Raw genomic sequence first — 18700 nt, forward strand, 5'->3', positions numbered from 1 at the left:
CCTACGGCAACATCGCAGGATTCACCGCTGTCGTAGGAGCGGACCTGGCCGCGACGAGGCGGTACCGATCGGCAAACGTCGCGCCCGGGTGCGCTCCTACGGCTAAACCAGGCGTTCAACGCGCGCAAGGATTGGGCACGCAGCACGGCGGCATCGCGGCCGGGCGGGCCGTGCTGATCCCTTGATTGCAAGACGCGCGCCACGGCCCGTCGCTGCGATACACAAACTGTCAACGATCGGGTATAAGCTGTTTTCCCGATGGAGACAGACACGCACGCAGGTGATGTGATCGTCCCCGGAGGCTCCTCAGCCCCGGTCGCGGGCAGCGCTGTCGCTGCAATCCAGCAACTTCCCACCTTGCGCCTGCTTTCGCTCGATGCGCATGGTCGCGTACTGGACTGGATCAACTGGCAGGACGCCGCCTGCCTGTACGCACGCGGTGCGGTGTCCTGGACCCTGGGCGAGCCCTGCATGGAGATCCACGGCGGCATGTCGCGGCTCACCGGCGAGCGCAGCACGCTGGCACTGCATCCCATCATCGCCGCACGCGGGCATGCCCGTTCGCGCGCGCTGGACCCGACGCCGACCCTCAGCAACACCGCCCTGTTCGCGCGCGACTCGCAGTTGTGCATGTATTGCGGCCAGCACTTCAGTCGCCCGCAGCTGACCCGCGATCACGTCATGCCGGTCTCCAAGGGTGGCCGCGACAGCTGGGAGAACGTGGTCACCGCCTGCTTCCAGTGCAACTCGCGCAAGGCCAACCGGACGCCACAGCAGGCGCATATGCCGCTGCTGGCCGTGCCTTATCGCCCCAGCTGGATCGAGCACCTGATCCTGTCCAACCGCAACATCCTGTCCGACCAGATGGCGTTCCTGCGCGCGCAGTTGCCCAAGCGCTCGAAACTGTCGCTGTAGGCCGCTACCCGCTGGCTCGACACGACGCTCCGGCTGGATCGCCGGGGCGGCGGTGGGATCGTCCGACCGATGTGTGGCAGCGCGTGCGCCGGCGGGCGCGTCGACTCGATGCAGCACACAGCGCCTCCACGCAATGCGCAACCCCGATGCTTCCTCGAGCATTCACGGCGACCCGGCCAGCCTGCCCATCGCATGGCCATGCAGCCTCGCTGGCCAGTGCCCCAGTCCCTTCGACCCGGGTGCGGCGGATTGCCGCACCTGCGCAAAGGATGCAACGCACGCGCCTGCACTGCCGACCGTGCCCAACCGTCACTTCCCGCTGACAGCTGAACCGGTTTGCTTGCCGGGCCTTCGCATGGGGAGGACAATACGGCTTCAGAACATTGACACGATGATGATCGACTCCACCCGCTATCCGCGCCTGTCCCGCATCCAGACCCCCGACGATCTGCGCACTTTCGACGAGGCCGATCTCACCGCGATCGCCGAGGAGCTGCGCGCCTACCTCATCGAATCGGTGGGCAAGAGCGGCGGGCATTTTGCGGCCGGCCTGGGCGTGATCGAACTCACCGTGGCCCTGCACTACCTGTATCAGACCCCGGTCGATCAGCTGGTCTGGGACGTGGGCCATCAGACCTATCCGCACAAGATCCTCACCGGCCGCCGCGACCAGATCCACACGGTCAAGCAGAAGGACGGCGTGGCGCCGTTCCCCAAGCGCGAAGAGAGCATCTACGACACCTTCGGCGTCGGGCATTCCTCGACCTCGATCTCGGCTGCGCTGGGCATGGCGATCGCCGCGCAGCGCAGTGGCGACGAGCGCAAGGTGGTGGCGGTGATCGGCGACGGCGCGATGACCGCCGGCATGGTCTACGAGGCACTCAACCACGCCGGCGGCATGAACCCGGAGCCGAACCTGCTGGTGATCCTCAACGACAACCGCATGTCGATCTCCGAAGCGGTCGGCGGGCTGACCAAGATGCTGGGGCGTGCCAGCGGCAGCCGCACCCTCAATGCGATCCGCGAGGGCGGCAAGAAGATCCTCGGCGACAAGAAGAACAACCCCACCGCGCGCTTCGTGCGGCGCTGGGAAGAACACTGGAAAGGCATGTTCGTGCCGTCCACGCTGTTCGAGGAAATGGGCTTTCACTACACCGGCCCGATCGACGGCCATGACCTGCCTGGCCTGGTCGGCGCACTGAAGACGCTCAAGACCCTCAAGGGCCCGCAGCTGCTGCACGTCATCACCACCAAGGGCAAGGGCTACGAACTGGCCGAAGGCGACCAGATCGGCTACCACGCCGTCGGTCCGTTCGACCCGAGCAAGGGCCTGGTCGCCAAGACCGGCGCCAAGAAGCCGACCTATACCGATGTCTTCAGCGACTGGGTCTGCGACATGGCGGCGGCCGAACCCAGGCTGCTGGTAATCACCCCGGCGATGCGCGAAGGCTCGGGCCTGGTGCGCTTCAGCAAGGAATATCCGCAGCGCTATTTCGACGTGGCGATTGCCGAGCAGCATGCGGTGACGCTGGCCGCCGGCATGGCCACGCAAGGCGCCAAACCGGTGGTGGCGATCTACTCCACCTTCCTGCAGCGCGGCTACGACCAGCTGGTGCACGACGTGGCCGTACAGAAGCTCGACGTGCTGTTTGCGATCGACCGCGGCGGCGTGGTCGGCCCGGACGGCGCCACCCACGCCGGCAACCTGGATCTGAGCTTCCTGCGCTGCGTCCCGCACATGGTGGTGATGGCGCCGGCCGACGAGGCCGAATGCCGTCAGATGCTGACCACCGGCGTGCGTTACGAAGGCCCGGCGGCCGTGCGCTACCCGCGCGGCACCGGCCCGGGCGTGGCCCTGGACGCCTCGCTGACCACCCTGCCGATCGGCAAGGCGCAGCTGCGCCACAGTGGCACACGCATCGCCCTGCTGGGCTTTGGCGCAAGCGTGGATGCGGCCGAAGCGGTCGGCCGCGAGCTTGGCCTGACCGTGGTCAACATGCGCTTCGTCAAACCGCTCGACAAAGCCATGCTGCTGGAGCTGGCCAGCAGCCACGAAGGCTTCGTCACCATCGAAGACAATGTCGTCGCCGGCGGCGCCGGCTCGGGCGTGGCAGAACTGCTCAACGCCGAAGCGGTCACCCTGCCGATGCTGCACCTGGGCCTGCCGGACAGCTTCCAGCACCACGCCAGCCGCGAAGACCTGCTGGCCGAAGCCGGCATCGACCAGGCCGGCATCCGCGGCGCCGTGCTCAAGCGCTGGCCGCAGTTGATGGCGGGCAAGGCGCCCTCGCGGAATGCGGCTGCAGGCTGAGGCCTGCGCTGGTTGCACGCAGCGGTAGGCGCGGCAGGCGGTTGGAAAATCGCCTGCCGGTCCCGGCAATGCCGTGCGCCACATGTTGACGCTGATGGATTGCCGCCGGGCGTAGGCGATCCGCCCGATGAGGCCTCAGATCTGCGGCACCGCGCCGGTGCGTGCAAACGCATCCACCAGCCGCACGATGCGCGCCTGCGCCTCGATGTCGCGCAGTTCTGCCTGCAATCTACCCACACCCGCCGGCACCCCGGTGGCAGCAAGCGCCTGGCGCAACAACGCAGGCAGGTCATCCAGCTTGCGCAGCCACCGCGACGCAGCTGCGCTGTGCAGGCGCGCGGCGTGGTCGAACTGGTCGTAATCCAGTGGATAGACGATCGACGGCAGCCCTGCGGCCAGGCAGGCATACAGGATGCCGGCACCGCCGTGGTGGACGACCAGGGCGTAGCGATGCAGCTGCCGTGCGTAGTCCACGTACGGCAGGCGCTGGTAGTTGCCGTGCACCTGCGCTGGCGGCGCGGCGGTATCGCCATCGCTGAAGTGGAAGATCACCTGCGGGAACTGCACGGCCACCGCACGCAGCACCTGGTCCATCCGCTGCTTGACCCACTGCAGGTGCGTGCCCAGCGTCACCAGCACGTGCCGACGACCGGGGACGAACTGCGGCGGCGCAACCGTCGATGGCGGCGTACACAGCTGCGGCCCGACGAAGCGCACTGCCGCAGGCCAGCGCCGGGCCAGCTCGAACGACGGCAGCCCCAGGGCCAGGATGCAGTGCGGCGAATACACCGCCTCGCTGCGGTCGTTGCGATAGATCGCCGGCAATCCGGCTGCACGCATCTGACCGCGATAACACAGGTGCAGGCTCCGTTTGAATCCACGCGTCAGCCGCCGCGCCATGGCATGCCAGATCCGCTGCCGTGCCGTGGATGCCGGAAGCAGACCACCGAAATACGCCGGAGGCCCGTCGCCGGTTTCGATCACGCATGGCGACGGCATGCTGGTCCACCAGGCGATGCCCATCGCCTGTGCCGCCAATCCCGCGCTGGGCAAGGTGAAATCGACGATCACCAGGTCCGGCCTGCGGTCGCACCAGCGCTGCCGTACCGCATCGCCCAGCCGCGCCATCAGGCCAAGCGCCTGGTGCAACTGGCGGCGCAGCCGCAAGGGATTGTGGCCCACCGCATACGGCGGATTGGCGATCTCGCGCAGTTGCCGGTCGGCTTGCGCGTCCAGCACGCTGACGCCGCTCAGCCCGCAGGCATGGATGCGCGCCAGTGCCGCCGGCGTACTGATGACGTGGACCTCGTGATGCGGCGCCAGCTGCAGGGCGATCGCCAGAATCGGATGCAGATGGCCGCTATACGGGGGTGCGACCAGATCAATGCGCATGGTCACTCCCCTGCACTGCCTGCTCGATCTGCGCGATAAAGGCCTGGCACTCGGCCAGCACCGTTGCATCGCGCAGATAGTGCAGATGCCCGCATGCCGGCCTCAGATCGGGCGCAGCGCCGAACAGCAGGCGCGAGATCCAGTCGCCACGGCCCTGGACGATGCGCAACTGTCCGAACGTCGCAGGCGCAGTGCACACCGGGCCATAGGCAAACACGGCAAGACGCGCGCGCAGCGCCTGCGGCAGCTGCAACGCGGTCAGCAGCTGCAGGCCACAACTGCCGGCCAACAGCACCGTTCTCGGTGCCTGCTCCAGCAGCGCCGCCACGCGCATGCGATCGGCGTCCGCGACGCGTGCGCCGCGTGCGGCCAGATACTGGCGCGCGTTGCACACGCTGGCGCGCCACAGCGGTGTGCGCCGGTGCGGTGGGCCAGCGGAGCGATACGGATAATTGCAGTCGATCAGCCGCCGGCCCGCGCCCTGCAGCTGGTGCAGAAACTGCTGTTGTTCCCCGCTCAACGCACAGCGCTCCGGATCGCTTTGCCCGGTGAGAAAGGCGACCTGCACGCTGGCGCCGTCAGTCCGCACGGAAACGTCCATCCGGCAACACGCGGTAACGCCGGGTGCGCCAGCGGATCGTGCGCACCAGCGCCGCATGCAGCAGATGCAGCGGCTGCAGGCACTCCGCGACGACCGACAGCAACGGACGGTGGCGCACCGCACCGGTCACCCGCCATTGCACCAGGCACAGCAGCAGCGCACGCAGCAGCACGGTGCACAGCACGCCGGCCACTGCCGGCCAGGTCGCCTGCACGCAGGCACACACCAGCAAGGCCAGCAGCAACAACGGCGGCAGCCCCTGCAGCAGGCCGATGGCCAGGCCCACGCCCACTGTCTGCCGACGCAGCAGGATCGACGCGAACAACATCCATCGATGCATCTGGCGTGCGTAGCTGGCCAGATCCGGGATCGCAGTGCGCATCGCCACCGGCGCGACGGATTGGTGCAGCCGCCCGCCGCGCTCACGTACCAACGTGGCGACGGCCAGATCGTCGGTGAGCTGCTCGAGCAACGCGGCAAACCCGCCCCAGGCGCGCAGTTGCTCGGTCCGCGCGGCATAGCACATGCCGTTGATGGTCAACGGCGCGGCAAACGGCAGCCAACCCAGATAGGTCAGCGCCGCATTGTTGTTGACGAACTGCGACAACAGCCGGCCCGCCAGCGTGCTGCCGTCCTGGTAGTACGGCAATGCAGTCACCACATCGGCATCGGCCAGATCCTGCAGCAAACGTGCGAGCGCGCCGGCGCCCAGTTGTGCATCGTCGTCGAGGATCAGGCTGATCGGCGCCTGCACATGCGCCAGCGCGTGGTCGAGCTTCCACGCCTTGGGATTGATCCCGGCTGGCGCGGCCGGCACCTGCATGCGCGCGATACGTACATGCGGATGCAGCGCCACCAAGGTCTCGGCAACGGCATTTCCCGGGCCATCGTCTGCATCCAGCAACCAGAAAAACTGCGCATCCGGCAGCGCTTGCAGGTTGGCGGCAAGCACCTGCTGCAAATGCGCATCGCCCCCCAGCACCGGCTGCAGGATCGCCACCTCGGCCTGGGGTGCGATGGCGCCCCCCGATGGCAGCGCGCGTGCCCCACGCATCACCCACAGCACCGCAGCCGTCTTGACCATCAGCACCGCCAGATAGGTGGCTGCCACTAACGGAACGACTACGCCCACTGCGCCGCCTGCCAACGCACGAATGCCTCGATGCCCTGTTCCAGACTGACGCTGGGAGGACCGAGGTCGGCGAGCGTGCGTCGTGGATCGAAGGTCTTGGAATAGGCGAACGCGCCCACGCCAAAGCGGGTGATCGGCGGTTCGCCGCGCAGGCGCAGCACGCGATATGCCGCCTCCACCACGCTGGCCATGCGCAGCGCAGTGGCGATGCGCACCTCGCGTCGCGGCAGCGGCAGCTGCAGGCGCGTGAGCAGGTCCAGCAACAGCTGCTGCAGATCCACCGGCTGGGCGTTGGTGAGGTTGTAGGCCGGCTGCAACTGCGGCGCCGTCGCCGCGCGATAGAGGTAATCGCACAGCGTATCGATGTAGATCAGGTCGCCGATCACCGGCTGCGTCTGGCCGACGAAGCGTGGCAGCGCCCCCTTGCGCGCAGCGGCGATCACGCGCGGGAACAGCACCGTGTCTCCCGGGCCGAACACCGCACGCGGGCGCAGCACGCAGGTGTCGCCCGGATAGTGCTCCAGCAGCATTTCGCCAAGGTACTTGGTCTGCGCATAGGTGTTGACGAACGCCGGCCCGATCGGGCTGTCCTCGCTCAGGTCGTATTGATGCGCTTCGCGATAGAACACCGAACTGGACGACACATACAGCAGACGCGGGCAGCCGTGACGCTTGCAGAAGTCGATGACGTTGGCGGTGGCCTGGACGTTGTGCCGCTGGAACTGCGCACGCGTGCCCCACGGCGAGGCCAAGGCCGCGGCGTGGATCACCACATCCGGCTGCCACTGCAGCGAAAACGGCTGACTCAGGTCGATGCGATGGTAGTTGGGCAGATCGCTGGCACGACGACCGATGCCGTGGATCTCCACACCCGGCTGCCCCTGAAAACGTCGCAGGAAGGAACCACCGACAAAGCCGGATGCGCCGGTCACGAGAATACGCAGGCTCATCGCCACTCCGGTTGATAACGGTCAAGACTGGGTTGGCAATGCGAAGGCAGGATGGCCAACTCGGGATGGGCAAGCGACAGCGCATGCAATTGCTGCACGGTGCGCCGGAACGCGTGCCAATCGTGCATCAACAAACGCGTGGGCCAGGCAGGCCACTGCAGCGTCGCCCAGGTTGCCGACGACCACACCGCATCGGCGCACAGCAACACCTCGCGGTCGTGCTGGTCGCGCAACCACAGGCCCATCTGCCCGGGTACGTGCCCGGGCAAGGGCACCGCCAGCACGCTGCCGTCGTCGAACAGATCGTAGGCCGCGCCCAGGCCCTGCCAGGCGCCGGTCAGCGCGCGCACCGGTGCCTGCTCGGCAAACCGCAGGCGCCGATCGAAATCTTCAGGGAGCAGCTGCGGCAACAAGGCACGCCGCAGGCCGCCGACGCGTGAGCAGGCACGCAGCTGCTGATAGTCGGCACGCAGGCAGATGAAACGGGCGTTCGGCAGATCGCGCAGGCCGCCGACATGGTCGGCATGGAAGTGCGAGATCAGGCACCAGGCGATCTCCTCCAGCTGCACGCCGCGGCGTGCCAGTTGAGCGCCCAGCGTTTCGTGCGCGGGCAGGCGCACCGGCGTGGTCCAGCGATACAGACGCTCTGGCCAGGGATCGGTCGCGCGGAAGAAATGCGCGGCATACCCGGTGTCGTACAACAGCGCGCCGCGCTGCGGATGCCGGATCAGCACGCTCAACGCGGGGAATTCCACCGCATGCCAGTGGCCGTCCGCACGCACCATGCGCTCGCAGTGGCGGCAATGGCCGATACGCAGCAACTCGAGCGACACGCGCGGCGGCATCAGCGCGCGACCTGGTCGGAGCATGCGCACACGCCCTAGTACCGCAACACCATGCCGCCGATCGCCAGCCCGGCACCGGTGCCGAGCAGCGCGAACAGATCGCCGCGCTGCAGGCGTTGCTCGACCCGGGCGTGATGCAAGGCATGCGGCAGCGATGCGGCGACCTGGTTGCCGGTGTCCTGCAGGATGCGAACCACCTGATCGGGGCGCAGCCCCAGCGCCTGTACCACATGCTCCAGGCCGCCGCCGGAGGCCTGGTGCGGCACCAGGCAGCGCAACGCTGCCGTGGTGGTGCCGGCCTCGCGCAGCAGTTGTTCCCAGAATGCAGGCAGCTGGCGTGCAGCGAACCGGTAGGCGCCACGCCCATCCATGCTGAAGCTGCGCAAGGCATCGGGCGCCTGCTCTTCGCCACGCGGATAGCGCGTGCCGCCGCCGCGAATGCGGCACAGCTCCGCGCCATCGCCGTAGCTGGCCAGGCGGCTGGACAGCAGTGCCGAGCCATCATCGGCGGCGCTGCGCGTCACGACCACCGCAGCCGCCCCATCGCCGAACAAGCCGGCCGTGGCCGGCGTCGACGCATCCAGCCCACCCGATGCCACCTCGCTGGAGACGATCAACACGCGCCGGTAGCGCCCGAGCGCCAACGCATTGGCGGCCATGTCCAGGGCCACCAGAAAGCTCAGGCAGGTCGCGTTGACGTCGAAGGCAGGAATGCCCGAATCGCCCAGCCCGAGCGCGCGCTGGATCAACACCGCCTGGCAGGGAATCGGCTGCTCCATGACGCTGCAGGCCGAAATCAGGCAATCGATCTGATCGGCGTCGATGCCCGCGCTTGCCAGCGCCTGGGCCGCCGCCGCCGCACCCATCGACGAGGCCGTCTCGCCCTCGCCCACGTAATGGCGCGTGGCCACCCCCGAGCGCGCGAAGGTGGTGCCCGCCGGCAGCTGCCAGCGTTGATCCAGCTGTTGCGAGGTCACCTCCGTCGCGGGGACATGGCGCCCGGTGCCCAGGATGCGCAGCGGCAATGCGTTCAACACGGAGGTCTCGTTGGACAAGGCGCGCAGCATACCGTGGCTGGCGTGGACCGAGCCGATCGATCGCCGGAGCGCGCAATGCGCATCGCCTGCCTGCGAGGACGGCGAGCGCTCAGCCGCTCACCACCTCGTTCCAGCCGACGATCGCCACGCATGCGTGCCCACGTTTCAGGGCGCTTCCACCGCGTACCCCAGCGCCTGCAAGCGCGCCAGATAGCCATCGGCCGCGGTCAGCCGGCTGATCGGCAGCACCGCGAAGGTGCTGCGATTGCGTTGCAGCGCGGTGGTGGCGATGCCCAGCCAGTGCTCGCGCATGCGCCGTTCCAGATCGTCGATCCCACGCTTCCTGGCGGCGCCGGAACTGGCCATGGCACTCATGCAGGCCGCTTGCGGATCTTCGCGTGGCAACTGGCGCAGTGCCTCGATATCGCCCACCGACCAGGCGTTGGCGCGCTCGACCATCGTGGGCAGGTCGCGCTCGACGGTGACCAGGATGCTGCGAAAGCACGCGGTGTCGTCCATGCCGCCGGCGCGGAACTCCTTGATGGCCTGGCGTGGGTCGGCGATCTTGTAATCCAGCGCGGTGGGGGTCGGCTTGATCCCGGCGCGCTTGGCGGCACGCTCCACCACCGACCAGATCACCGGCGAGCGCGCCAGGCCGGAACGCTTGATCGCTGCCTGATACAACTCCCCGGCGGCAAGCATCGGGCGCTTGCGCTCCACCCCGCGATCGCTGCCGAGATAACGCGCCTTGGCAACCGACCAGCGTGCATATAGCTCGGCCGGCAGCAGCTCGCGCAGCTCGCGGCCGTCTTCGTTCTTCATCGCCTTCATCGCCGAGGGCAGCAGGGTCAGTTTGCCGAAGAATCCCATGTCCGCATCGATCTGGACGGTCGGTGCCATCAGCACCTGCTGCGACTGGGCGATGATCGTTTCCACCTCGGTGGACTGCCACTGCAGCCGCTTCGGCAGCGGCGAGACGGTGCCCAGGATCCACAGCACATGATCGCCCTTGCTGACCTTCCACAAGCCCGGGCCGGGCTGCACGCCGCGCACCACCATCGCCTCCAGCTCGACCACGGCCGGCGGTGAAGGCGCGGCCAACTGCGGCTTCGCGCCAGCGCTGGCCGCCGCCAGCAACGACACCAGCATCGCTCCCACGCCGCATACCGCCCGCTGGCCTCGCATCACGTCTCGCCCCCTGTGTGAGACGCGGACACTACGCCAAGCCGGCCCTGGCCGCGTTAGGGAAACGTTCGACACCGCCGTCGTCGCTGGCTCAGCGTGGCTCCAGGCTGGCCAGGTGCGCAGCCAGCGGCGAGGCGCCGTCGAGCAGTGCGAAGCCCTCCCAGACGAACCCCGGCGAGACCGTGCAGCCCACCAGGGTGAAATCACCCAGCGACCGCGCCGCCTGCCAGCACCCCGCCGGCACCACGTGCATCGGCTCGCCGCGCCCGGCGGCATCCAGGATCAGGCGTTGCAGCTGTCCGCTGGCCTCGTCGTAGATCGACAGCTCCAGCGCATCGCCCTGCTGCCAATGCCAGCTTTCTTCCGCATCCACGCGATGCCAGGCGCTGGATTCGCCGGCAGCGAGCAGGAAGCGGATGGCAGTCAGCGCCGGGCGCGGCTGGCCGCCATCGGTCACCTGGCGCGCGGACGCATACACCCGACGGAAATGCCCGCCCTCCGGATGCGGGGCGAGTTCGAGCGAACGGATCAGGGTGGCGGCGGTCGGATGCATACGTACATGCTAAGCCAGCCAACGCCGCACGTGCATCACGGCAGATGCTTGCCCGCACGCAGGCAGGTGCGGAAGAACACCAACAGGTCCCAGCTGTAGCGTTTGAGCAGACGACGCGGCTCGTTGAGCAGCCGGTACATCCATTCCATATGCAGGCGCCGCACCCAATCCGGCGCACGTTTGGCGGCGCCGGACAGGAAATCCAGCAACGCACCGACACCGAAGACCAGCGGCACGTTCAAGGCCTGGCCATGATCCAGGATCCAGCGCTCCTGCAGCGGGTTGCCGAAGGCCACCAGCAGCACATCGGCGCCCGAACGATTGATGCGCTCGGCCAGGCCCTCGCCGGCGGCGGCAAATTCGCCGTAGCCGTCGCACATGCCCACCACCTGCTGGCCCAGGGTGCCGGTCAAGGTTGCGGCAGCGGTCTTGCCCACGCCCGGGCGACCGCCGAGCAGGAAGAACTTGAGCGGCTGCGCCGCTTCGCGGCACAGATACGGAATCAGGTCGGTGCCATTGAGGTTGCCGGCAAAGCGGCGGCCATGGATCAGGCGGGCCGCCAGATCCATGCCGATGCCGTCATTGACGATGCGCACGCTGGGCTCGCGCATGCGCAGCCGCAGTGCCTGGCACTGCACGATGAAATTGGTGTTGGCAAAAAACACCCAGCGTGGTTGCCGGGCGGCCAATGCGTGAAACAACTCCAGTGCAAACGCTTCCTGCGTGGTGGAGAGCACCGGAAACCCGCCAAGCGGAATCACCACGCCTTGCGTGGCGGCGCTGGCGGTTGCTGTCGTCTCCGTATCCACGTGCCGGCCCTGCATCATCGAATCACCAAAGGTCGTAAGGAAACGCGGCCAGCAGCCCGGCCTGCAGTTTTTCCAGGTCGAAGTCGCCGTTGCCACCGAGCTGCAGACATTCTTCCACGCTGTTGCCGGAGTGCCACTGCATGCGTCCGGTGCCGTTGTAGTAGTCGTCGTACTTGAAACGATCCTCGCCGTTGCCCCAGTCCAGGTACACCGCCGGAATCCCGTAGGCCTCGGCAAGAATCAACCCGTGCAGCGAACTGCTGATCACCAGCTCGGCACCCAGCAGCGCAGTCATAAACGTCGCGGGCTTGACGTTGGGAAACACCAGATGATCGGCGTACGCGCTGTACTTCTCGACCGGCTCGTTGAAATGCGGAACGATGGCGAAGGGGCGCTTGTTCGCCGTTCCCAGCGCATCGGCGGGGAAGAACATCGGCGTCAGCAGACCGGGATCGCCATACACCTCCGGCACCGCGATCCCGCGGTCGAGCAGGAACTGCCGCGTCTTCGGCCCACGCACTGCGCGCACATCCAGCGTGCTGAAAGTATTGCGCTCGGCGGGAATCTTGCCGTTGATGCCGCTGCCCCAGACGGTGTCGCCGTCCTTGGCAAAATGCAGCACCGAACCGATGGCGATCAGTTTCTTGCTGAGATCGCGCTTCTCGATCAGCGTCTTGTCCTGCAGGGAGAGCACACAGGACACAATCACCTTGGACAGATGATCGCCCATGTTGACGCCGGCATTCTTCGGCTGCCACCAGAACAAGGCACGGCGTTCCGCATGTTCGATCCATTTCTGCAGCAAAGCATTGGCCATAACGAGCAGTCTCCTTCTAAAGTTGGGTGCGCCGCATCAGTGCGAGAGCGCGGCCTCGGAAGAAGCACGCACAGCTGCGCCATCTGGCTGCGGGTACAAACGGGTTTCCGGGTACGCACCGGGATTGAGTACGCGGTCGGTGGTGTCGGACCAATTCAGGCATTGGCGGTAACGCACGCGCGGTGCTTCCAGCGCGAGACTGATGGCCGCAATGACCGACTCAGCATTGCCGGGAGTGTAGCCGAAACGCGATTGATACGGCCCTACGACGGCATTCGGACACACCGCAGGCAGGCCGAAGAAATCGTATTGCAACAGCTTCATCGAACTATCGGCCAGATACACCGGCACCTGTTCGGACGCGTAAGGTGCGATCCCGAAACGGGCGTGCTTGATGTAGCCGATGGTCTCGGCGTGCTTCATCTCGCCATAGACCACCACGTTGTCGCCGTAGCCGGGGTGCCGGCCCATGCCCGAGCCGATCACATGGAACGTGACCTGCGGGAACGCCTTGCTGGCCACCACGAAGAACTCCGGATCGAACAACATCGAGCCCACCGCGACTGCATGGATGCCTTCGCCATACGGCGACGGGTCGCCCAGCTGATCCAGGTTGTGGTCCACCCCGTGACCGACGTGGTACACGTTGTCGCGGCTTGCCACTTCCTCCGCCATTGCCGGCGACACCAGTGCGATCACATCCAGCGTCGGTGCAACCCGGTCGAACTCGCGTTCGATATAGGACGCGACGTTGATCGTGCTCAGGCCATCGGAGGCGCGATAGACCAGCTTGGCTGCCGGATTGACGCGCTTGGCCAGCTCGATGAAGGCCACCGCGATACCGCTTTCGAACACGATCACGTCCGCCTCGCGCATCCAGTCCAGCAACTGGCGCGGCGGGTGCGCGGCATACCACCGGAACATCGCATCCTCGACAGCGCGCAGCCAGGCGCGGCGCGTGTTGAACGGATGCACCGTCGTGCGCCATAGATAGCATTCCACGCCCTTGTGCGAGACCACGGTATTTGCGGTGTCATCCAGCGGCAGCCGCATATCGCCCTTCATGCGCGACAGCCGGCTATAGCGCAGCGAGAAAAACCGCGTGGTGCCGCGTAGCGCGAGCTGATCGGTGATGAAATGGATATTGGCGCGCCGTGGCGTGCGGTAATCGTGGGCGGACAAGACCAGATAGCAAGGCCGGCGAATGCCGGAAGCGGCGGCGGGTGTATCGCTCATGGGCCGTGTCCTATGAATGAGTGGGGGAAAGCATGCACGAACGCAGGCGAAGGCAACGTCGATCTCATTGGCGTGCCTTGGCCTGCTTCAGCAACTTGCGGATATTGAGGATGGCAACCACGTCGCGACGGAATGCCGGCCAGATCGCCAACGCCAGCAGGCAGACCGCCGCCATCGTGGCCGCACCGACGGCCAGTTGCTGCCATAGCGGGCCACCGACGGTGATGGAGGCGTAATACGCGCATCCCCCCGCCACGCCATACGCAGTCATCGCGCGCACCGCGTTGGTGAACAGCGCGCCCACCGGCGCGTCGGAGATCTTGCCGACCCAGACCAGCGACAACGGCCAGGTCACCAGCAGACCGAACGAATAGCCGATTGCCACGCCCATCGCGCCCCAGCGCGAGCCGACGAAGATGCAGCCGATCAGCACGATGCGGCTCACCAGCGAGAACAGCAACTGCGCGCGCATCAGGCCCCTGGCAAGGAACACCCAGTAGGTTGCATAGGACGCCGTCTGGAAGATACCGCCCAGCGTCAGCACCTGAAACAGGGGCACGGCCTCACGCCACTGCTCACCGAGCACCAGCACGATCAGCGGCATGGCCAGCGCACAGGCGAAGGCGAACAGCGCCACGATCAGATGCACCATCACCGTCTGCCCGCGCAGCAGGAAGGCGCTGAAGCGTTCGCGGTCGTCCTGCAGCTGCGACAGCACCGGCAACGCCACGCTGGTGGCAGGCGCGTTGATCTGGTTCAGCGGCATCATCAGCAACTGGAACGCGCGGTTGTACAGGCCCAGTGCGTCCGGGCCGGTACGCCAACCGATGATGACCTGGCCGACGTTGCGGCTGGCATAGCCCAGCAGCTGCGCGGCCATCAGGTTCCAGCCGAAGCTCATGAAGTCACGCATCGGCGCCGAGCGCTGATAGCCGCCCGGCAACCAGCGCGCGCAGCTGGCGGCGATGACCAGATTGACCACCGCCTGCACCACCTGCTGCACCACCAGCGCCCAGTATCCCCACCCCAGCAAGGCAGCAGCGACGGCCGCACCCAGGCCCAGCACCTGCGACCCCACATCGCTGAGCGCAACCTGGCCAAACCGCAATCCGCGGCTCAAATGCGCGCGGTACTGCGTGGTCATGCCATTGATCAGGAAGGTCACCGCCAGCGCCTGGGAAATCGTCACCAGCGCCGGTTCTTTGTAGAAGTTGGCAATCACATGGGCGGAGGCGTACACCACCACCGACAGCGACAAGCCAATGCCGCTGTTGATCCAGAACAGGTTGTCGCGTTGCTCGCGGCTGACATGCTTGGCCTGCACGGCAGCGGCAGACAGGCCGAAATCGCGCAGGATCTCGGCCGCACCGACGATAGCGGTGACCATCGCCATCAGGCCGTAGTCGTAAGGCGTCAGCAGACGCGCCAGCAGGATGATGCCGCCGAACTGCACGACCATCTTGGCCGACTGGCCGATCATGGTCACCGCTGCGCCACCGGCAGCGCGCGAACCGAGGCTGCGCTGTGGCGGCGGCGTGGGGGAATTCATCGTCGGGATCTCTGCAGTCACAGCGCGGCGTCTCCATCCTTGCCGAGCGCTTCCAGGTAGGTGCGGTAGTGCAGCTGCCCGATCCGTGGCCAGTCGCGTTGCGATAGATCCGGCGCCGCACCGCGTGGCGCGGCGCGTACCTTGTCCAGCATGCCGGTCAGCAATGCCGCATCAAATTCGCCCTCGTAAAGAAATACCCAGCCCGGGCCGACTTCTTCGGCGATCGCCGCATTGGATTCGCTCCACGGCGCCAGCACCGGGCGTGCCAGCGACAGCGCCAGCAACAAGGTGCCGGAGTTGTGCATCTGCCGGTACGGCAGCACCACCAGCTCGGCCTCGCTGACCTCGCGTGCCAGCACCGGCTCTTCGACATACGCCAGCAAGGCGCTGATGCGCGGATCCTGCGCGCAGGCCTCCTCCACCAGGCTGCGCATCTGCGGCGTGGCCGGGTTGCCGACGATACGCAGCTTCAGGCGCGGATCATCGACCTGACGCATCACCTCCAGCAGCGTCTCCACCCCCTTGTACGGGCGAATCAGGCCGAAGTGCAGCAGCCGCCCCGGCACCGGCGTGCCCTGCGGCATCTGTGCAAACCACTCGCGATAATGGCCGTGCAGGATGGTGTCGGTGAACGGCGGTCGCGGCGGCGTGGTTGCGTTGATACGGATCCAGCGACGCGTCAGCCGATCGATCCAGCGCAACAGGCCGCGTTCGCGCCAGCCCCGATCCTCGTGCGGCGCCAGGTTGTGCAGGGTGCGCACTACCGGCGTGCCGGTCAGCTGCAGCTTGAGCAGCAACAGCGCCGCACACATCTGCTTGGCCAGGGTGCCGACAGAACTGGGATGGCGCAGCAGGTATTCGGGCCAATGCAGATGCAGCACGTCGTAGCGCGACAACAGCGCATCGCGCATCGAAAAGAAGCGCGGCTGCACTGCATCGGGCAGCGACGCGTACAGCTGGGTCAGATACGGGTTGGTGCTGGCATTGGGCTTTTCGGTAGAGAACAGCACGGTGACCTGTGGCTGCGCGGCCGCCCGCGCAGTCGCTGCCGATGCAGGCGCGCTCATCGCACTGCCTCCTGCGGACGAGGGGTGCCCAACGCGGTGTGGTATTCATCGACGTAGCGCCCGACCACATGCTTCCAGTCGTAGCGGCCCACGTAGGCCATGGACGCTGCGCGACGCACGTCGAAATCCACGTCCGCCTGCAGCGCAAGCGCCTGCACCTGGTCTGCGGCCGCATCGATCCTGTCGCGGTTGACGATCACGCCCTGCCCCGATTCGCTGGCAAGGCGCACGAACGGCGGGATGTCGCTGAGGATGGGAATCAGGCCTGCACTCATCGCCTCGACCGCGGCGATGCCGAAGCCTTCGTGGCGCGACAGGCAGACGAAGAACTGCGCCTGCTGCATCAGGCTGCGCAGCTGCTCCTGCGAGGGCGACATGCTGAGCTGCACCTTGTCCTGCAGGCCCCGCTCGGCAATCGCCTTGCGCAGGTCGGCCTCGTTCAGATCGTATTCGCGCCCGGCGATGATCAACCGCCACTGCGGATCGCGCTGCAGCGCCGCCTGCAGCAGCTCCAGGGTTTCGATCAGGCCCTTGTTCACCGACCAGCGGCCGAAATACATCATGGTCCGCCCCGGCGTTGCTGCGCCCTGCCCTGCGTATTTCTCCACGTCCACGCCGTTTTCGATCACCCGCAGACGTGCCGGCGACACCACCTTGGCGAAGAGCTCGCCGTCATTCTCGCTGGTGGCGATCACCCGCGCATATGCCAGTGCCGAGGTGCGGGTGAGCGTCTGAAACCATAGCTGCTTCATCCGCGAGGCATATGCGGTATGGAAAAAGCCGCCGTGCGTGGACACCACCATCGGCTTGCCATGCAGCGGCTTGGTCAGTGCCAGATAGTCGTAGAAAAAATCGATGCCATGCAGGTGGACCAGGTCGGCCGAGCGGATCGCGCCCAGCACCGACGGCGCCAACGGATAACGCGAGGAACCGCGATACCCGATGCGCCGGATCGGCAAGCCCTGATGCGTCTCCTGCGCCGCAAGCTGCGCACCCGGATCGGTAAACACCCGATCCAGGGTCACGATCTCCACCGTATCGGCGCTGGTGGCCTGATGCTGACGGGCCACATTGAGAACGACTTCTTCCATGCCTCCGATCGAAGGGTGGAATTGGCGGACGACATGCACCACTTTCATTACGCCAATCTCCTGTGCCAGCGACGCAGAGACATCTGCATGTTCGGCCAATCATTCTGGAAGCTCGTCATTTACGTTTCAATCCCAACATCCAAGGCGCAATGCGCACCAGCACCGCGCGCATCGGCACGCTGGCAACGATAGCGAACGCACTCAGGCCCATTGCCCAGGCCGGGGTGCCGATCGTGCCAGATGCGATCACGCCCGTTCGTGCCACCACGCTGGTGAGCACCAGAAACACCAATGTGTGCGTGCACAGGATCAGCAGGGTATTGCCGCCGATCCACTGCAGCCACCGCCACTGCCGAACGAAGTAGGCCACACACAAGGTCATTGCAGTACCCAGCAGGCTGACCAGCAGGAACACCGCAGCGGAATGCCCGAACTGCAGATTGTTCACGTCCACCTGCCCGTTCCATCCAGCCAGCCACCACCACGCTGCCGCCAGCACCGGCAGGGCCAATGCCCAGACCGCGGCCCCAAGCGCGCGCAGTGCATCGGCATGGCGCGACAGCCATCCGCCCACGGCGATGAAGAACAGCGCAACGGGCACTACATCCAGCGCGAACGGGAGCCGCAGATGCAATGACGGAAACCAGCCCGCCCATGCCAATGCGAGCAGCACACTGGTCGCAGCCAGGGCGGCCGTCGTCAGGCGCGTGCGCAAGGCGATGTAGGCCAGCGTGGTGACGAACAAGGCCGGCAGGAACCACAACGCCGGCAGCACGTACAGGCGCGTGCCGTTGGCCCAGAACAGACCGACGAACGGATCCCACCACGGCAGGACATGCGATGGATGCGGCGCGCGGCTGGTCACTCCCATCAGCAACCAGCAGGCGTAGGCCACCAGGAAAAACGCAAGGTAGGGAACCAGCAACGTGCGCGCCAATTTCCTGATCGTCGCCACCGTCATCGCGCGGTGGCCGAAGCGCTCGCCGACCCAGCCGGACAGCACGAAAAACAGCGGGACATGAAAACTGTAGGCAAACAGTTTGTAGGCGGCCGGCATGCCGTTGGCATGTCCCAATACCACCAGCACGATGGCCAGTGCCTTTGCTGCATCGATCTGCCAATCGCGGGTCAATGCAGGCGCTGGCGCAGCCTTGGCCGCCAGGTCGCCGTGCCCGGCCGGACTGGAATACGGTGCGGTGGTCATGCCGCA

The 18700-nt window shown here is 66.5% G+C and carries 17 protein-coding genes; 2 read left to right on the forward strand and 15 right to left on the reverse strand.

All coding sequences use genetic code 11. The features are described 5' to 3' along the window. The first annotated feature begins 258 nt into the window (after window positions 1–258). The gene (locus EO141_RS08600; RefSeq protein ID WP_053045183.1) at window positions 259–915 is read left to right on the forward strand and encodes an HNH endonuclease; all 657 of its coding nucleotides are present in this window, start codon (window positions 259–261) and stop codon (window positions 913–915) included. 394 nt (window positions 916–1309) lie between these two features. Continuing rightward, a complete protein-coding gene (gene dxs, locus EO141_RS08605; RefSeq protein ID WP_127169214.1) occupies window positions 1310–3226 on the forward strand; it encodes a 1-deoxy-D-xylulose-5-phosphate synthase in 1917 nt (638 codons plus the stop codon). A 135-nt stretch (window positions 3227–3361) separates the two neighbouring features. Here the strand turns inward: dxs and EO141_RS08610 are convergent, their stop codons facing one another. From EO141_RS08610 to EO141_RS08680, 15 genes are all read right to left on the reverse strand, one after another. Beyond that, the gene (locus EO141_RS08610; RefSeq protein WP_127168975.1) at window positions 3362–4618 is read right to left on the reverse strand and encodes a glycosyltransferase; all 1257 of its coding nucleotides are present in this window, start codon (window positions 4616–4618) and stop codon (window positions 3362–3364) included. After that, entirely contained in the window at window positions 4608–5219 is a 612-nt protein-coding gene (locus EO141_RS08615; RefSeq protein WP_119131353.1) for a hypothetical protein, read from the reverse strand. The genes EO141_RS08610 and EO141_RS08615 overlap by 11 nt, the downstream gene beginning before the upstream one ends. After that, window positions 5197–6351 carry a glycosyltransferase gene (locus tag EO141_RS08620; RefSeq protein ID WP_127168976.1) on the reverse strand — a complete coding sequence of 385 codons (1155 nt, stop codon included), beginning with the start codon at window positions 6349–6351 and terminating at the stop codon, window positions 5197–5199. Before EO141_RS08620 ends, EO141_RS08615 begins: the two co-directional genes overlap by 23 nt. Further along, on the reverse strand, window positions 6342–7301 hold the full coding sequence (locus tag EO141_RS08625) for an NAD(P)-dependent oxidoreductase (RefSeq protein WP_127168977.1): 960 nt from the start codon (window positions 7299–7301) through the stop codon (window positions 6342–6344). The genes EO141_RS08620 and EO141_RS08625 overlap by 10 nt, the downstream gene beginning before the upstream one ends. Continuing rightward, window positions 7298–8146 (reverse strand): MBL fold metallo-hydrolase, encoded by an 849-nt coding sequence (locus EO141_RS08630; protein ID WP_104647969.1) that lies wholly within the window; start codon window positions 8144–8146, stop codon window positions 7298–7300. Before EO141_RS08630 ends, EO141_RS08625 begins: the two co-directional genes overlap by 4 nt. Before the next feature lie 35 nt (window positions 8147–8181). Next, window positions 8182–9213 (reverse strand): 3-oxoacyl-[acyl-carrier-protein] synthase III C-terminal domain-containing protein, encoded by a 1032-nt coding sequence (locus EO141_RS08635; RefSeq protein WP_164739126.1) that lies wholly within the window; start codon window positions 9211–9213, stop codon window positions 8182–8184. A gap of 135 nt (window positions 9214–9348) precedes the next feature. Continuing rightward, entirely contained in the window at window positions 9349–10368 is a 1020-nt protein-coding gene (locus EO141_RS08640; RefSeq protein WP_164739127.1) for a TraB/GumN family protein, read from the reverse strand. Between the two features lie 91 nt (window positions 10369–10459). Further along, window positions 10460–10921: a cupin domain-containing protein gene (locus EO141_RS08645; protein WP_127168979.1), complete on the reverse strand. Its 462-nt coding sequence runs from the start codon at window positions 10919–10921 to the stop codon at window positions 10460–10462. Window positions 10922–10956: 35 nt separating this feature from the next. After that, on the reverse strand, window positions 10957–11748 hold the full coding sequence (locus EO141_RS08650; protein ID WP_127168980.1) for a WecB/TagA/CpsF family glycosyltransferase: 792 nt from the start codon (window positions 11746–11748) through the stop codon (window positions 10957–10959). Window positions 11749–11752: 4 nt separating this feature from the next. Then, complete coding sequence (locus EO141_RS08655; protein WP_115677492.1) at window positions 11753–12547, reverse strand: polysaccharide pyruvyl transferase family protein; 795 nt, start codon at window positions 12545–12547, stop codon at window positions 11753–11755. A 36-nt stretch (window positions 12548–12583) separates the two neighbouring features. Beyond that, window positions 12584–13783, reverse strand: coding sequence for a glycosyltransferase (locus EO141_RS08660; protein WP_104582016.1), 1200 nt, complete (start codon window positions 13781–13783; stop codon window positions 12584–12586). A 64-nt stretch (window positions 13784–13847) separates the two neighbouring features. After that, a complete protein-coding gene (locus EO141_RS08665; RefSeq protein ID WP_164739128.1) occupies window positions 13848–15332 on the reverse strand; it encodes a lipopolysaccharide biosynthesis protein in 1485 nt (494 codons plus the stop codon). A 17-nt stretch (window positions 15333–15349) separates the two neighbouring features. Next, complete coding sequence (locus tag EO141_RS08670; protein WP_104582015.1) at window positions 15350–16399, reverse strand: glycosyltransferase; 1050 nt, start codon at window positions 16397–16399, stop codon at window positions 15350–15352. Continuing rightward, the gene (locus EO141_RS08675) at window positions 16396–17538 is read right to left on the reverse strand and encodes a glycosyltransferase family 4 protein (RefSeq protein WP_127168982.1); all 1143 of its coding nucleotides are present in this window, start codon (window positions 17536–17538) and stop codon (window positions 16396–16398) included. The genes EO141_RS08670 and EO141_RS08675 overlap by 4 nt, the downstream gene beginning before the upstream one ends. A 67-nt stretch (window positions 17539–17605) precedes the next feature. Further along, window positions 17606–18694: an acyltransferase family protein gene (locus tag EO141_RS08680; RefSeq protein WP_127168983.1), complete on the reverse strand. Its 1089-nt coding sequence runs from the start codon at window positions 18692–18694 to the stop codon at window positions 17606–17608. Window positions 18695–18700 lie beyond the last annotated feature (6 nt).

Source organism: Xanthomonas sp. BRIP62415 (assembly GCF_003993515.1).
GTDB classification, from domain to species: Bacteria; Pseudomonadota; Gammaproteobacteria; order Xanthomonadales; family Xanthomonadaceae; genus Xanthomonas; species Xanthomonas euroxanthea.

What these genes read in the sequence shown, in the direction of transcription:
- EO141_RS08600 (WP_053045183.1), top strand. Translation starts at nt 259, where the DNA reads ATGGAGACAGACACGCACGCAGGTGATGTGATCGTCCCCGGAGGCTCC.
- dxs (WP_127169214.1), top strand. Translation starts at nt 1,310, where the DNA reads ATGATCGACTCCACCCGCTATCCGCGCCTGTCCCGCATCCAGACCCCC.
- EO141_RS08610 (WP_127168975.1), bottom strand. Translation starts at nt 4,618, where the DNA reads ATGCGCATTGATCTGGTCGCACCCCCGTATAGCGGCCATCTGCATCCG.
- EO141_RS08615 (WP_119131353.1), bottom strand. Translation starts at nt 5,219, where the DNA reads ATGGACGTTTCCGTGCGGACTGACGGCGCCAGCGTGCAGGTCGCCTTT.
- EO141_RS08625 (WP_127168977.1), bottom strand. Translation starts at nt 7,301, where the DNA reads ATGAGCCTGCGTATTCTCGTGACCGGCGCATCCGGCTTTGTCGGTGGT.
- EO141_RS08630 (WP_104647969.1), bottom strand. Translation starts at nt 8,146, where the DNA reads ATGCCGCCGCGCGTGTCGCTCGAGTTGCTGCGTATCGGCCATTGCCGC.
- EO141_RS08635 (WP_164739126.1), bottom strand. Translation starts at nt 9,213, where the DNA reads ATGCTGCGCGCCTTGTCCAACGAGACCTCCGTGTTGAACGCATTGCCG.
- EO141_RS08640 (WP_164739127.1), bottom strand. Translation starts at nt 10,368, where the DNA reads ATGCGAGGCCAGCGGGCGGTATGCGGCGTGGGAGCGATGCTGGTGTCG.
- EO141_RS08645 (WP_127168979.1), bottom strand. Translation starts at nt 10,921, where the DNA reads ATGCATCCGACCGCCGCCACCCTGATCCGTTCGCTCGAACTCGCCCCG.
- EO141_RS08650 (WP_127168980.1), bottom strand. Translation starts at nt 11,748, where the DNA reads ATGATGCAGGGCCGGCACGTGGATACGGAGACGACAGCAACCGCCAGC.
- EO141_RS08655 (WP_115677492.1), bottom strand. Translation starts at nt 12,547, where the DNA reads ATGGCCAATGCTTTGCTGCAGAAATGGATCGAACATGCGGAACGCCGT.
- EO141_RS08660 (WP_104582016.1), bottom strand. Translation starts at nt 13,783, where the DNA reads ATGAGCGATACACCCGCCGCCGCTTCCGGCATTCGCCGGCCTTGCTAT.
- EO141_RS08665 (WP_164739128.1), bottom strand. Translation starts at nt 15,332, where the DNA reads ATGAATTCCCCCACGCCGCCGCCACAGCGCAGCCTCGGTTCGCGCGCT.
- EO141_RS08670 (WP_104582015.1), bottom strand. Translation starts at nt 16,399, where the DNA reads ATGAGCGCGCCTGCATCGGCAGCGACTGCGCGGGCGGCCGCGCAGCCA.
- EO141_RS08675 (WP_127168982.1), bottom strand. Translation starts at nt 17,538, where the DNA reads ATGAAAGTGGTGCATGTCGTCCGCCAATTCCACCCTTCGATCGGAGGC.
- EO141_RS08680 (WP_127168983.1), bottom strand. Translation starts at nt 18,694, where the DNA reads ATGACCACCGCACCGTATTCCAGTCCGGCCGGGCACGGCGACCTGGCG.